This window comes from Hoylesella loescheii DSM 19665 = JCM 12249 = ATCC 15930, from assembly GCF_000378085.1.
GTDB lineage: Bacteria > Bacteroidota > Bacteroidia > Bacteroidales > Bacteroidaceae > Prevotella > Prevotella loescheii.
On sequence record NZ_KB899210.1, the window covers coordinates 538227 to 553316 of the forward strand.

Sequence of the window (15090 nt, forward strand, 5' to 3'; positions counted from 1 at the left end):
TGCGATGTATTCTCTACCAATGTCGAAACAGTTCGAAACCGAATTTCAGTCCAAAGCCATCGAATTTCCAATTGCGATTAGAAACAAACGCGCCAATGGTAAAGAGTCTTGTGGTGAAGCCATATCCGCATTCAAGATATGGATGTAAGGCTTTCACACTCAATGCACTTACATAGATACGTTCCATCTCTATGTAATGCCCCACAAAGGGCAACCAACTCACGGCCAACAGAGGCGTTTCGTAGGTGAAATTACCCCGCACATAATAGTTCGAAGCGTTGTACCAACTGGCATCAAGCAATTCAAATTCACCCGACCAGCCATCGTTCCATCCCCCAGGGATAGTGTTCTCGCGAAAATTGGAGTAGTCTAGGAAATAAGAAGAACGTCCCTTTTGCGTGTAGAAACCTGTGCCGAGGCGCATGGATAAGGTGCGCAGACGAGGCAGACGATAAAGGTATTGGCCATCTATCTCCCAACGTTCGTACGAGGTGTTCGACCTAAACGCCTTGGTTAAGCTTCGTTCGTAGTCGATGGTGAATATCGGACCATTCCAGCCCAAAGGTCTAATGGACAGCTCGACGGTTGGAGCAAACGACCGAAAGACGATGGGAAACGAAAGCATCTCAAAGGCTGAGGGGTCTATTGGCTTGCGTTTGTGGAACACAAAACCAACACGCATGCTCCATTTTGTGGAGAAATCGATGTTGGTATCGAACTTTACGTAGTGGTCTATAAACTGATACAAGTCTTTTCCGATATCGAAGAACCTATTTAATAGTGGTTCCGAAACGCGATCGGCTATGGTAGAGCTATATATACGATTACCCGTGCTCAGTTCAAGTCGCGAATAAAAGTTGCGCTCACGGTTGTAATAAAACACCAAGGGTGCATAAAACGTGATGCGTTTTTCGCGAAAGAAATAGGCTGCCTTTATCTGCGCGAACAAAGCCATACGTGGATTGAACGTGTAACCCAACCTAAAATCATTCATATAGGTAAACCCACGACTGGGCGAATACTCCATATAAAAGGGGTTGAAGGGGGCATTAAGTCGAAAATAACCTTGATTGGATTTACCAAAGTCGCTGCCAATGCGGTCTACCAGATAGTCGCCCAACTTGCGCCAAAAGAAACCGCGTGGCCTATTATACTGCATGTTCAACGTGTCTTGGCGTATATCGGCCATATAAACAGGCTGAAATATCTCCTTCTCAACCCGCGTAAGACTGTCTTTACGGAGCGATTGAATGGTGAAGGCTGGTTTATTGGGGTATAATTTCGTACTATCTACGGGAGCGAGGTCGTTGTTTACGCGGTAAGTGGCCGCCATCTGATTGCCCATGAACTTGAACGTGGTGCGCAAGATACAGTTTTTCACCATCAGCTTATCACGTTCCTTATCGCCCGTGTCGGCGTCCAACTCAAAACGCAACATATTGTATTCGCCTTCGGCATGACATGTTATCACCCTGCCAGTACGCCTATCTATGATGGCATTGCCCTTCACTAGCTGCGTATTGTCTACCTTCGGCTTGAAGCTTATCAGGGCAAGACTGTCTGTTTGGGAAATGAACTTTAAATGGTAGAACATCTTGTTGTGCCTATTAAAGGGCGATAAGATAAACTTGTCTACCAAAGTTACGTCGTAAAGCTTAGGCGACAGGTACATAATAGCTGGTGGCAGGATGTTTTCGCTGTGAGGAAGCGTAGTGTACGAAGCCAACGTTTGGGTGTCGTGTGTTCCCTTCCCGTTATACACATGCTTCCTTATGCTCTCCCCCATGAAGTGTCTTTTACCGCTTCTAGCCATGTCAAACAGGTTTGGAACAGCCATCAGCAAAATGTTTTTACGGTGAATGTCGATGGTGTAGCGTGTGTACGAATAGTAGGTAGTGTCGATAGGGCACGCATAACTACTGTCGGCGTAGTGGTAAATGCGGTTCAACAACAGGGTGTCTGTTGTTGTCCAAGCCTTGCTTTGGGTCGAAACGCCTAGGCACATACCACAAATGTTGATTGCTAGCCACATCTTCATAAATGGCAAAGTTAGCGAAAATCGGTGAAAAAACGCAGAACGAAGCCCGCAAAAAATAGCCTAATACACCTTTTTAAACCACAATGCGATGCACCATGACACAATAATGCTTTTTTGATATCAAAATGGTACAAAACAACGAAACCACTCATTCGAATATTTTTTAGTAAAACCAGGTTAGCAACCATGTACGATTAAAAGCGATGATGGCATGAAATAGAAGCGAAACTAACATAAAATTGAGAAAACAACATTTTTTGTGCATATTACGAACCTTTATGCTTAACTTTGTAAAAACTTTCAACTTAATCTACCCATGAAGATACGCTATGTGGCATTTTTGCTCTTAATGATGTGCTTTCTCCCATCGTCTGCTCAAGACGAAATAAAATGGGAGGAATATTATCAACGGTGGTTGGAAAACAACGAACAAATGGAAGAGACCAACGCCGATGCCTACGAAACTCTATCAGACATGCAAGCGCATCCGCTAAACCTAAATACCGCTACGCGCGAAGACCTCGAACGCCTGCCTTTTCTATCACCACAACAGGTGGAAAGTATCTGCGAGTATCTTTATCACTATGCACCCGTTCGCTCGTTGGCAGAACTGGCCCTAATCGAATCTATCGACTACGATACACGCCTATTGTTGCAATGTTTCGTTTACATAGAGCACAGCAAGCCACAGCAATTCCCCACCCTCCGAAACATCATTAAATATGGCAAAAACGAAGTGGCAGGTGAAGTGAAGTTTCCCTTAACGGGAGCATCGCCTGCCAACAAAAAACACCTTGGCTACGATGTTCGGCATTGGCTAAGATACGATTTTCATCTTGGCGAGTATGTTAAGGCGGGACTATTAGCATCGCAAGATGCAGGCGAACCCTTTTTTAGCAACCGCAACAAGGCGGGCTACGACTTTTATTCTTTCTATTTGCTAGTGCGCAAAATGGGTAGAATAAAGGCTGCCGCAGTGGGTCGTTATCGTCTGCGTTTTGGTATGGGCCTAGTTATAAACAACGACTATGGTTTTGGGAAACAAGCCTCGCTGGCAACACTTGGCCGAACAACAGGACATGTGCGAGCGCATTCTTCGCGGTCGGAAGGCAATTACTTACAAGGGGTTGCAGCTACAATAAATCTCGCCAAGGGAGTAGACCTGTCGGCCTTTGCCTCATACAGATATATCGACGCTACACCAACGAAAGACGGAAACGCCATTAAAACGATATTGAAAACGGGCTATCACCGTACAAAAACCGAACTGGCGCATAAGCACAACGCTTTGCAATCGGTGGTGGGCACCAACCTGAACTTCTCACACAATGGGTTTCACATTGGATTAACGGCCCTACACACTGCGTTTAACCACAACCTGCAGCCCGACACGGTGCAACGGTTTCGTAAATATGCTACTCATGGCCAACATTTTTACAATGTGGGCATTGATTATGGCTACTTAAGCAGAAAGTTAACAATTGCCGGCGAAACGGCAATTGACAAAAATCAGGCTCTTGCAACTATCAATATGGCAACCATACGCTTGTCGTCAAGATTGGACGTTATGCTTCTTCAACGTTTTTATTCGTATCGCTATCAGGCACTTTTAGCACGAAGTTTTAGCGAAGGAGGGCATGTCAACAACGAGAGCGCAATATACTTTGGCGCAAATTGGCAACCTACACGCAACTGGTTGATAAGCGGTTACACCGATTATGCTTATTTTTCACAGCCCCGCTACCGAGTATCCACTTCGTCTACGGCATGGGACAACATGCTTACAGCTACTTATACACGCGGCATTTCTACCTGGATGGCACGCTACCGCTTTCGAAAGAAACAAGAGAATGCTACAGGCAGTCATAAGGTCATTGACAAAAAAGAGAACCGTTTCCGACTGGCCTATAGCCTAACTACCGATAATTGGCACGCCAAAATACAAGCCGACGGCGTAATGATACAAGGCAACGGACTTAAAAGCGGATGGATGGCAAGCGTTAGCGGTGGATGGCAAACAACGAAAACAAAACTAGATGCGGTTCTAAGCTATTTCAACACAAACAGCTTTGACAGTAGAATTTATACCTATGAACGTGGACTGCGGTACAATTTCTCGTTTCCTTCGTTTTTTGGTAGGGGCTATCGCACTGCATTATTAGGTCGGTTGGCGATAAACAGCCACCTGCTGTTCATTGCCAAACTAGGATACACTCATCGTTTTCACATTCCTAAGAGCCAAGTTAACGTTCATTCCAACACGCAGAAAGATCAAGCAGACGCCGACCTACAACTTATTTGGAAGTTTTAAGCAAGCAGAGAAAGCGGAGAATAGCATTTAAGTCGGGGAAAGTCGGTTCTTTGAGATGGCCATTCGTTTCTTATCTAACCTTGATCAAAAAAGTATCGTACCTTATCCCGAACTCAAGTGACGTTTTATTTTAGCACACCATCTAGGCGGTTCATTGCACAACCAACCACTACCAGCACACCATTCCTACCTCCAAACGCCATCTTTCATTCCCCACCTAATAAGCTCGTGCAGTGAGCTTTTAAAACTCTCACCTTGTTACAGCTAAGTTGGACTCCCGTTCCAGATAAGTTGGAACCGTGTTCCAATTCAACTGGAACAGCATTCCAGATAACATGGAACAGCCGTCCAAAATACATTTAACGTGGCGATTAATCTAATAATGCATAATCAGGGCATAGAAAACGCATTTTCAGAACGATGAAAATGCAAACGACGGAATGGTGAATTGGCGAGTTCGGGATAATAAACAACTGATAATAGTCTAACAACAAACATCGTATCTTATCCCGATTCACATAATAGCTTATATACTTATGAAAGATGTTGCACTAACTATCGCGTCAATGTAAACAGGTATAGCGTTGCCTATTGAGTATAACGAGAACAAAGATTATTTTATTCTTGACTGTTTACCGCGAGCACATTATTCCCCAAAGACACGCTCCGAACCAATAGTTAACCGTTTCAGTTCGTACAAAGAGCCATTAAAGATGTTCAGGTCAACATAACCGCGGATGCCATCCAAACGTCCAGCATCGGTGTGTTGCCAAAACTTCCACTTCCCTTTGTACTCCACCTTCTCAACATAATAGTGGGCTATCCAATAAGGATAGTCGTCGAACACGGGTGCGCTAAGGTACTGTTCCTTAAACTTATAATAGGTATAGATGATGGGTTTAACGTGATACTTGTCTTCAACGATATGCAACCAAGTTAACACATCACGTTGAAAATCTTCAATTGAACGATTCTTGGGCTTGTGCTCAACGTCAAGCACAGGTGGCAAATCACCTTCTTCAAGGTGCACTTGCTTTAAAAAGAAGTTGGCTTGGACTCTTGCCGACGACTTGTTGCTCCAAAAATGGTAAGCGCCACGTATAAAACCGTATTCACGAGCTTGGTAAAAGTTGTCGTTAAAGTTCTCATCGACACCCGAAGAGCCCTCTGTCGACTTCACAATGACAAATTTCAGCGGAAAACCATCTATGGTAGCATCACTCAACTTGTCCCAATTGATTTCGCCTTGATAGTGAGATATGTCTATACCGTGAATGGCATAGCCGTCGGGATAGTTTGCATCGCCATACAAAGCACGCCAACGGAACCCCGTAGGACCAACAAAGAAGTAATAAAATACCCATACATAAAGGCACACTACACCCACACCGCCTAGCCACCACGCCCAACGACGCGACGAACCTATAAAGCGGGGAATGAGAAAATTGAAGAAACGGATGCGATGACCACCACGACCGCCACTTCTCTTGGTGTATTTTCTATTCCGAACCTTCGTTGAAGATTTCCTTGCCATATATCAACAGCGTTGCGCTTATACCGCCTTGAGGCTGTATGAGAACACAGTAGCGCCAGAATGGGATTGAAGATTTAACCCCTACTTAGCCTTTTACTAGGGGCATTACTTGATGGGATTAGTGGAAAAAGAGCAAGAACCCACCTCATTAGGACATGGGTTCTCGCCCTCATTATACGATATTACTCTTGCTCGAGAGCCAATGTACGTGTAGGAAGGTCGCACACCTCGCTCGGTCCCCAGTACTGAATGGGACCAGGATAGATGTAGCAAGTGTTCTTAGCCCACTCTTCACGCTGAGCAGCAAACGCCTTGAAAGGCTTGCCATCGAGTTCAACCAGAGCCTTACGGATAACAGGTTTCATCTCGCCGTTACGCCTTTCCATGTTCATCATCATCGTGATGGGCACACCGCCAGCCTTCCAGTTGTCGGTATTAGCCGTAGTATTCTTCACGATAGCCATGTAACCCGTTTTGCCACTGGCAATAAGCAAGGCTGCACTTGTACCCAAAGCGTAGCAGTAATCGGCGTCGAAGTTAGACGGTGCAGCACAACGGCCTTCGTAACCAAAGAAGTGGTGCAAAGCGGCAAACTTGCCAATGAACTTGCCTTCCTTAGTCCAAGCGGCCAATTTGGCATCTACCATTTCAGAAATAAGCTTCTCGGTTTCGATGAGTGATACCTGAACGTTACCGTGCGGGTCGCGATCGAGCGACAATTGACGTGCAACACTATCGGGAAGAGTTTCGAATGTAGCCTTGTTTTCAGGCGAGAGGTGTGCCATGATGTAAGCGCGTTGTGCGTCTTTATCAAGGTCCTTGTAGTCGGCACCATGTGCAGCTAGCAGGTCGTTCAGCTCTTGGATGAGTCGACCAATAGCAGGCACAAACTCGATAAGGCCTTCGGGGATGAGCACGACACCAAAGTTCTGTCCATTAGCAGCACGATGGGCCACGGCCGAGGCAATTTCTTCGATGATGTCGTTAAGCGTGAGGTCCTTGGCTTCAACCTCTTCGGAAATGATACAGATATTAGGCTGCGTCTGCAAAGCACATTCTAGGGCGATATGCGATGCCGAACGGCCCATCAGTTTTACAAAATGCCAATATTTACGTGCCGAATTACAGTCGCGTTCGATATTGCCGATAAGTTCACTATACGTCTTAGTAGCGGTATCGAAACCGAAAGAGGTCTCGATTTGCTCATTCTTCAAGTCACCATCGATGGTCTTGGGGCAACCGATAACCTGTACGCCATAGTTCTTGGCTGCATAATATTCGGCCAAAACGCATGCGTTGGTGTTCGAATCATCACCACCGATAATAACGATAGCCTTGATATTGAGCTCGCGAATAATCTCCAAGCCATTCTCAAATTGCTCAGTTGTTTCAAGTTTAGTACGTCCGCTACCAATCATGTCAAAGCCACCGGTGTTACGGTACTCTTCAACGAAGTCGGCAGTTATCTCTATGTAATCGTGGTCAACAAGTCCACCAGGTCCCATAAGGAAACCATAAAGACGGTTGTTGGGGTTAAGGCGTTTCACTTCGTCGAACAAGCCAGAAATCACATTATGACCGCCTGGTGCCTGTCCGCCGCTAAGTATGATGCCTACATTGATTTCTTTCGAAGGCATTTCATCGCCTTGTACGAACTCAACCAAGGGCATTCCGTATGTGTTGGGGAACAATTTCTTTATTTCATCCTGATTGTCTACGCTCTGTGTATGAGCACCTTCGCTCACTTTAACTGCACCTTGAAGTGCCTTTGGTAATTTGGGCTGGTAGGAAGCTCTCGCTTTCTGCAATGCACTTTTTTCCATTCTCTTATTTGAATTACTTAAATATGATAAATTATAAATGAATTAACAATCCACAAACCAGAACAAGCCGACAAGCCCCAACAACTTCACGTGCACGTAACAAGCCCAACTTATTCTTCAAGTGCAAAAGTACCAAATTTGTTGCACACTCAATCAGAAAAACGCAACAAATGAAAATTAAGTCACATTTTTTTGCTCAAATAGCGTTTAGTATCATATTTTTTCTTATCTTTGGAAGTTGGTTGATGGTAAATATAGCATTCAACCAAAACAATCATTATGTTTAACGGGGCGGGATACCCCTTAAAATTTAATGCAATATGAACAAAAGACAACTGAAAAAAAACGTGAACTATATTTGTTCCGAACTGTTTGCGGAGTGCGTGGCAGCTTCGCTATACTCTGAAAATGCTAACAAAGACAACATCAACGCGTTGTTGACATCTATTATCACCATACAGAACGACTTCGTAAGAAGGATTTCGCATCCTGAACCAGGCATGCCCGCAAAGGTGTTCTACAAACAATTAATAAAAGATTTCAACAATACCGTATCGGAGGTTATTGACCATATAGCCCACCTGCAGTAAGATGACAAAAGGTCTGCAAACGAAAGCTGCGACCGAAAAAAGGAGTTACGAACAAGAAAGGAAAAACTGCTATGGACTGAACGTTCGAGAGAACGAAGTCTCGCAGAAATGGTTTACGACTGCCGTGGCGGCAGTTCGGAACACCAAAAAACGAAGTAAGCATTTACAGCTAGCAATAACGAATAATGTTAAAGAAAATCAGTGCGTGGTTATTATACCGACGTATGGGATGGAAAACCAACATCACGGTAGCTCATCCAAAGAAATATATCATATGTTTGGCACCTCACACAAGCAATATGGATTTCCTTATTGGCCAACTTTTCGCCAAGGCAGAGAATATGCCCAGTGGCTTTCTTATGAAAAGGGAATGGTTCTTTTGGCCTCTCGGTCCTATTTGGCGGAGACTAGGAGGAATACCTGTGTGGCGCGATAAAAAAACAAGTATGACCGACCAATTGGCTGAAGTTGCAAGAAAAGCCGATAAGTTTAGCCTTTGTATCACACCCGAGGGAACACGTTCGCTCAATCCTGATTGGAAGTTAGGGTTCTACTTCATCGCCCAAAAGGCAGGCATCCCCATCTTACTCTATGGCGTTGACTACGAACGCAAGTTGATAGAGTGCACCCGTATGATTGAGCCCACAGGCGATGTAGAGGGTGACATGAAGGAGATAAAATTGTATTTCAAAAACTTTAAAGGCAAAAACCCTGAACTGTTCACCACTGGTGACGTGTAACACAGTAAGATGAATAAACTTCTTTTGTGGTGCAACCTGCTGGCAGGCACATGCTTTGCAAACATGACTTGGGCACAACCTAATGCCATTTTGGCCGACCTTGACTACCAAGGACAGCCCTTAACAACCAATGTCTCTAAGCCCTACCGCATAACGGCAGGGCTTGCAGGCAGGCATTTATCAGTTTGGGCCAGTCATGGTTTGTACTACGAAGCCAAACGCAACTCGTGGCAATGGCAGCGTCCGCCACTCTTTTGTACCAACGAAGATCTCTTTACACCCACGATTGTGTTGCCTTACCTCATCCCCATGCTTGAAAAGTCGGGAGCAATAGTATTGTCGCCAAGGGAGCGCGACTTACAAACAGAAGAGGTGGTGGTGGATAACGATGCCAAGAATAGCCACCTATATAAGGAGAAAAACGGACTGCATCATTGGCGTAACACTTCCTCAAGTGGCTTTGCCAACCCGAGAGCCACTTACGTCGATGGTGAAAATCCGTTCAAAATGGGTACGGCACGAATGGCACGAACCGTGAAGCAAGAAAACAAACGAAGCGAAATTGCCTTTATTCCACAGATTAAGAACAAGGGTAAAAAAGCCGTTTATGTTTGTTACCAAACACTACCCGAAAGTACGGATAATGCGCAATACACCGTATATCATAAGGGACAGGCTACAACTTTCAGCGTAAACCAACGCATGGGAGGCGGAACTTGGGTGTATTTTGGTACATTCGACTTTGGTGAAGGATGTTCGAAAAACAACTGCGTGGTGCTGAACAACGTCTGCTCAAAGGATGGTGTGGTGACGGCCGATGCTGTCCGCTTTGGTGGGGGCATGGGAAATATCCGTCGTGGAGAGAGTGTTAGCGGTATGCCTAGGGCTTTAGAGGGGGCTAGATACGCCGCCCAATGGTATGGTGCACCACAAGAGGTGTACAGCTCAAAGGAAGGACGCGACGACTATGGCGATGACGTGAACGCTCGCGCACTAATTTCCAACTGGTGGGCAGGTGGTTCTGCGTTTTTACCTACAAAGTCGGGGTTGGGTATTCCTATTGAGTTATGCTTGGGAATACACAGCGATGCAGGAGCAGACAGGCGCAGCAAAAACATCGTTGGCTCGTTAGCCATCTGCACTTCGTACTTCAACGATGGGCGATTGGCCACTGGCGTAACGCGAAACCTTTCTGTAAGCTTCGCCGAAAGCATGTTAGAAACAATCCATCATGACCTAAACCGCAAATTTGGACGATGGGAAGTGCGCGAGCTTATCGATAAGAACTATTCGGAAACACGTATGCCCGAAATCCCTTCGGCGATATTAGAGACACTATCGCACCAGAATTTCCCTGACATGCGACTAGGTCACGACCCCAACTTTAAATTCGCATTGGCTCGTGCCGTGTACAAAAGCATCCTCCGCTTTATGTGTAACCAACATGGAACAACTGCGACCGTTACTCCGTTAGCCCCTTCCTACTTCCATATCAACTACCTTTATAACGGCCAGATAAAGCTAGGATGGCGCGAAACGAATGACGAGCTGGAGCCAACGGCTAAGCCTACGGGTTACATTTTATATACAGCTGTTGATTCGGCTGGATTTGATAACGGACAATTGGTTAAACAAAACGAGATTGAACTCTCTTTACATCCCCACTCCACATACCGCTTTAAGGTTGCGGCAGTAAATGAAGGGGGAGAGAGTTTCACGACCGAAACCCTCTCGGCATATTACCAACCAGAGGCTACCAGCACCATTTTGGTGTTAGATGGCTTTGACAGGCTCTCCTCGCCAGCCGTAATTGAAACGCAACAGCTACAAGGCTTCGATCTAAACGAAGACCTCGGGGTGAGTTTGGGTACACAAGCGGCATGGATTGGATACCAACAGAACTTCAACAAATGGGCTGCCGGCGTTGACGGATGGCAGGGATTGGGTTACAGCGACTCAAGTATGCAAGGACAATTAGTTGCAGGCAATAACCAAAATACAGTGCAAACACATGTTGAAGATATAGCTGCAACGAGAAAATACAATGTGGTATCGACATCGATGAAAGCTGTTGAGAAGGGATTGTGCAACCTTTCGCGCTACCAATGCATAGACATCGCACTCGGCTTGCAACGAAACGATGGGCATTCGCTTGTAAACTATAAGACATTCACACCCCTCGGGCAAAAGCTTATACGCGAATATGCTCGCAATAACGGTCGATTGATTGTGAGCGGAGCATACGTTGGCACCGACATGAGGGACTCGTTGGATCAAGTTTTCTTGTCGGATGTTTTCAAAGCCTCGTTTAATGGTGCGGTGAAAACAGACACACTGCTTGCTGCCATTAGGCCATTGGCGAGCGATACAGATTCTATTGCACGAGATAGCGTTGTGGCATTGCTTTACAAATCGCCTAACGCCATACACTACGCACCCACAAAGGTAGACGTGTTAACACCCTTAGACGGTGCCACAACAGGTTATCGGTATACGGGTTGGTGGTCGGCATCGGTAGCTTACGTGGCAGGTAACCGCCGAAGTCATATCTTCGGTTTTCCCATAGAGTGTATCAAGGACAGTGAAGACCGTCGGCGGATCATGGCCGAAGCCATCGATATGATGATGAAATAATAATTAAAACAACATAGTCATGCATAAAATTCAAGCCAACAATTCAGGTACGCGAACCATAGACGTAAGTGACCTGCATCTGGAAACAATTGACAAATACGCCTTACTCAAGAATCTTGTCGACAGCAATGGTATCATAGACGAGGAGGTGTTAGACAAACTGAAGTATAATGTCAGGTCGTTATTGGAGTCGGAGACGGGTAAAGACAAAGCTCTACTCGACCTCTGTCTCGACGTTATCTACAATAACAACATGAAAGCTTTCGGTCTGCATCAGCTTGTATTGCTTTATATTGATTGGAAGACCAACAGGAACAAGGCTTCAGTATCAGAATAAAGTACGGTTTTCGTTAAGTAAATTCTCATGCAAAAGCAAGGATCACGGATTTGTCAGCTCGCCAATCCGTTAACTTGTCAACAGATAAAGAACCCCATTGAACGATTATAGGTTAACAGATTTCTTACCCACCACGAAAAAAGAATGCGAACTAAGGGGGTGGGAGCAACTAGATATTATCCTTTTTTCGGGTGACGCGTATGTCGACCACCCCTCTTTTGGCGTGGCCGTTATTGGCCGTTGCCTTGAAGCTGCTGGATATAAGGTAGCTATTGTACCTCAACCCGACTGGCATGGCGACTATCGCGACTTCAAGAAGTTGGGCGTTCCACGTCTCTTCTTCGGTGTTTCGCCTGGCTGTATGGATTCGATGGTAAACAAATACACGGCCAACAAACGACTTCGTTCAGAAGATGCGTATAGCCCAGACGGTCGACACGACTGCCGTCCAGACTATCCTACAGTTGTGTATACACAAATTCTGAAAGAGCTTTACCCCGATGTACCAGTGGTTTTAGGTGGTATTGAGGCCTCGATGCGCCGACTTACGCACTACGACTATTGGCAAGACAGAGTGAGAAAGTGCATTCTATGCGACTCGAAAGCTGATATCATACTTTATGGAATGGGCGAAAAATCGATCTTGGAGTTATGTGCTTGCCTTGAGAATGGGCAACATATCAGCACCATTCACCATATACCGCAAACAGTTTTCTTGGTTGACAAGAATGGCGTTCCTGGCGGAATAACCGACAAAGACATCATATTGAACAGTCACGAGGCTTGCCTGAAAGACAAACGCAAGCAAGCCGAGAACTTCAAGCATATTGAAGAAGAGGCCAACAAGGTGCATGCGCAACGTCTTTTGCAAGAAGTAGATGGCATGTATGCCGTGGTTAACCCACCCTACCCTACGCTAACGACCCAAGAATTGGATGCAACCTTCGACCTGCCTTATACTCGCTTGCCTCATCCAAAATACAAAAACAAGCGCATACCAGCCTACGAGATGATCAAATTCTCGGTAAATATGCACCAAGGATGTTTCGGCGGTTGCTCGTTCTGCACCATTTCGGCCCACCAAGGCAAGTTCGTGGTATGCCGTTCGAAAGAAAGCATACTAAATGAGGTGAAGAAAGTGGCACAAATGCCCGACTTCAAGGGATATCTTTCAGATCTCGGCGGCCCTTCAGCCAATATGTATGGCATGGCAGGACGTAATAAAAAGGCATGCGAAGTATGCAAACGACCGTCGTGTATCAATCCCGACATCTGCCCAAACCTCAGCACCGACCACTCGAAACTTATTGAAATATATCGGGCTGTAGATGCTTTACCAGAGATAAAGAAGAGTTTTATTGGCAGCGGTGTACGTTATGACTTGTTGCTCCACAAAAGTAAAGACAAGAAAGTGAACGATGCCGCGATGGAGTATACTAAGGAATTGATACGCCATCACGTGAGTGGACGGCTCAAGGTAGCACCAGAACACACCAGCGACGAGGTGCTGCGCAGCATGAGAAAACCCAGTTTTAAACAGTTTGAGGAGTTTAAGCGCATCTTTGACAAGATTAATAAAGAGGAAAATCTTAGGCAACAAATCATTCCTTACTTCATGAGTAGCCACCCGGCGTGTAAGGAAGAAGACATGGCAGACTTAGCCGTGCGTACCAAAAGACTTAATTTCCACCTCGAACAGATACAAGACTTTACCCCAACGCCCATGACCGTGAGCACCGAAGCATGGTATACGGGCTACGACCCCTATACACTTGAACCTGTTTTCAGTGCCAAAACGCCTAAAGACAAGAATAACCAAAGACTGTTCTTCTTTTGGTATAAGAAGGAAGAAAGGCAAAACATCGAGCGCGAACTCAAGAAAATAGGTCGCCCTGAACTGATAAACGAACTATATTTGCCTAGCGATTGGAGTCGACAACAAGGCTCAACCAAGGCAGAAAGTGACGATAAAGCTCTTCGTGAGCATAAAAATAAACGTTCGGATAAGGCATACGATGCTAAACCTTCGCCCAAAACAAGCGAAAGGAAATCGTTCAACCCAAACTTCCAGAACGGAAAACCACACCGTTCCAAAGATAAAAGAAGATGAGCCACGGCAGCGTTTGAGACGCGATAAGCCTTTTTATGCTCATCTAAAAGTAATACATACAACCCACTTTAAAGCATGCAAATACTTCTTTCATGCGCCAAAGACATGGCGTCCAAACCAATAACATACCCTAACGAGCGTGCCAACGAACCACGCTTCATCGCAGAGGCTAAAGAAATAGCCACCGAAATGATGAACTTCTCAACAGAAGAGCTGGAGGAAACGCTTAAAATTAATAGTAAGCTAGCCAATCAGAACTGGCTCAGATACCAACATTTCCTTCAAGCAGGCGATATATCTCACGCCGCTTTGGCATTCACCGGTATGGCCTATAAGCATCTTAAAGCCAGTGCGTTCAGCCAAGAAGACATTCATTTTGCCAATCAACACCTTTGGATAACTTCTTTTCTCTATGGTCTATTGCGTCCTCTTGATGCCATAAAGCCACATCGTTTGGAAGGTTATGTTCGTTTACAAAACCACGATGACATACGACTGTTCGACTATTGGAAGTCTCGCCTTACCCAGCTTTTCATCCAATCAATCAACGACGATAATGGTATGCTCGCCTACCTTGCAAGCGAAGAGATGAAGTCGCTCTTCGATTGGAGCGAGGTGAAGAAGAAAGTTAAAATCTTCGAGCCCCAATTCATGGTTGAAAATGCTCGTGGTAGGAAAACGATTGTGGTGTATACGAAAATGTGCCGTGGGGCAATGGCCAACTATATCATCACAAACAAAATTGCGAACATCGACGATTTGCTCGCTTTCGAATACGAAGGCTTTAAGTTTGCAGAGTGGATAGACAATGGCAAAACACCCCTTTTCATTCTCGGAGCACCTTAAACAGTAGCCATTCGATTAGCTTTTGAAATATATCTTGTGGCTTGCCATAAATCAGACACAGGTTCTCAGCTAGCGACAAAAGTGGGATAAAAAGCATTTTAACGACATAGAGCCTACAAAAACGCCT

The 15090-nt window shown here is 45.4% G+C and carries 10 protein-coding genes; 7 read left to right on the top strand and 3 right to left on the bottom strand.

What is annotated here, in order from left to right; translation table 11 throughout:
- Positions 1-13: 13 nt before the first annotated feature.
- Positions 14-2038 carry a DUF5686 family protein gene (locus tag F453_RS0102115; protein WP_018966515.1) on the bottom strand — a complete coding sequence of 675 codons (2025 nt, stop codon included), beginning with the start codon at positions 2036-2038 and terminating at the stop codon, positions 14-16.
- A 433-nt stretch (positions 2039-2471) separates the two neighbouring features.
- Between F453_RS0102115 and F453_RS0102120 the strand changes: the two genes are divergently transcribed.
- The gene (locus tag F453_RS0102120) at positions 2472-4349 is read left to right on the top strand and encodes a helix-hairpin-helix domain-containing protein (RefSeq protein WP_244869403.1); all 1878 of its coding nucleotides are present in this window, start codon (positions 2472-2474) and stop codon (positions 4347-4349) included.
- Between the two features lie 646 nt (positions 4350-4995).
- On the opposite strand, the gene F453_RS0102125 is transcribed toward F453_RS0102120, so the two are convergent.
- Positions 4996-5883 carry a glycoside hydrolase family 25 protein gene (locus tag F453_RS0102125; RefSeq protein WP_018966517.1) on the bottom strand — a complete coding sequence of 296 codons (888 nt, stop codon included), beginning with the start codon at positions 5881-5883 and terminating at the stop codon, positions 4996-4998.
- A 182-nt stretch (positions 5884-6065) separates the two neighbouring features.
- Positions 6066-7706, bottom strand: a complete 1641-nt coding sequence (locus tag F453_RS0102130; RefSeq protein ID WP_018966518.1) for a diphosphate--fructose-6-phosphate 1-phosphotransferase — start codon at positions 7704-7706, stop codon at positions 6066-6068.
- Between the two features lie 320 nt (positions 7707-8026).
- Between F453_RS0102130 and F453_RS0102135 the strand changes: the two genes are divergently transcribed.
- The 6 genes from F453_RS0102135 (at position 8027) to F453_RS0102160 (ending at position 14963) form a co-directional block, all read left to right on the top strand.
- Positions 8027-8296 carry a hypothetical protein gene (locus F453_RS0102135; RefSeq protein ID WP_009235628.1) on the top strand — a complete coding sequence of 90 codons (270 nt, stop codon included), beginning with the start codon at positions 8027-8029 and terminating at the stop codon, positions 8294-8296.
- A 185-nt stretch (positions 8297-8481) separates the two neighbouring features.
- A complete protein-coding gene (locus tag F453_RS0102140) occupies positions 8482-9036 on the top strand; it encodes a 1-acyl-sn-glycerol-3-phosphate acyltransferase (protein WP_018966519.1) in 555 nt (184 codons plus the stop codon).
- 9 nt (positions 9037-9045) lie between these two features.
- Positions 9046-11670 (top strand): golvesin C-terminal-like domain-containing protein, encoded by a 2625-nt coding sequence (locus tag F453_RS0102145; RefSeq protein WP_026292415.1) that lies wholly within the window; start codon positions 9046-9048, stop codon positions 11668-11670.
- A gap of 19 nt (positions 11671-11689) precedes the next feature.
- The gene (locus F453_RS0102150) at positions 11690-12007 is read left to right on the top strand and encodes a DUF8442 family protein (protein WP_018966521.1); all 318 of its coding nucleotides are present in this window, start codon (positions 11690-11692) and stop codon (positions 12005-12007) included.
- A gap of 97 nt (positions 12008-12104) precedes the next feature.
- Positions 12105-14117 (top strand): YgiQ family radical SAM protein, encoded by a 2013-nt coding sequence (locus F453_RS0102155; protein WP_018966522.1) that lies wholly within the window; start codon positions 12105-12107, stop codon positions 14115-14117.
- A 75-nt stretch (positions 14118-14192) separates the two neighbouring features.
- Positions 14193-14963, top strand: coding sequence for a YaaA family protein (locus F453_RS0102160; RefSeq protein ID WP_018966523.1), 771 nt, complete (start codon positions 14193-14195; stop codon positions 14961-14963).
- Positions 14964-15090: the final 127 nt, after the last annotated feature.

What these genes read in the sequence shown, in the direction of transcription:
- F453_RS0102130 (WP_018966518.1), bottom strand. Translation starts at nt 7,706, where the DNA reads ATGGAAAAAAGTGCATTGCAGAAAGCGAGAGCTTCCTACCAGCCCAAA.
- F453_RS0102135 (WP_009235628.1), top strand. Translation starts at nt 8,027, where the DNA reads ATGAACAAAAGACAACTGAAAAAAAACGTGAACTATATTTGTTCCGAA.
- F453_RS0102120 (WP_244869403.1), top strand. Translation starts at nt 2,472, where the DNA reads ATGGAAGAGACCAACGCCGATGCCTACGAAACTCTATCAGACATGCAA.
- F453_RS0102140 (WP_018966519.1), top strand. Translation starts at nt 8,482, where the DNA reads ATGTTAAAGAAAATCAGTGCGTGGTTATTATACCGACGTATGGGATGG.
- F453_RS0102145 (WP_026292415.1), top strand. Translation starts at nt 9,046, where the DNA reads ATGAATAAACTTCTTTTGTGGTGCAACCTGCTGGCAGGCACATGCTTT.
- F453_RS0102160 (WP_018966523.1), top strand. Translation starts at nt 14,193, where the DNA reads ATGCAAATACTTCTTTCATGCGCCAAAGACATGGCGTCCAAACCAATA.
- F453_RS0102125 (WP_018966517.1), bottom strand. Translation starts at nt 5,883, where the DNA reads ATGGCAAGGAAATCTTCAACGAAGGTTCGGAATAGAAAATACACCAAG.
- F453_RS0102115 (WP_018966515.1), bottom strand. Translation starts at nt 2,038, where the DNA reads ATGAAGATGTGGCTAGCAATCAACATTTGTGGTATGTGCCTAGGCGTT.
- F453_RS0102150 (WP_018966521.1), top strand. Translation starts at nt 11,690, where the DNA reads ATGCATAAAATTCAAGCCAACAATTCAGGTACGCGAACCATAGACGTA.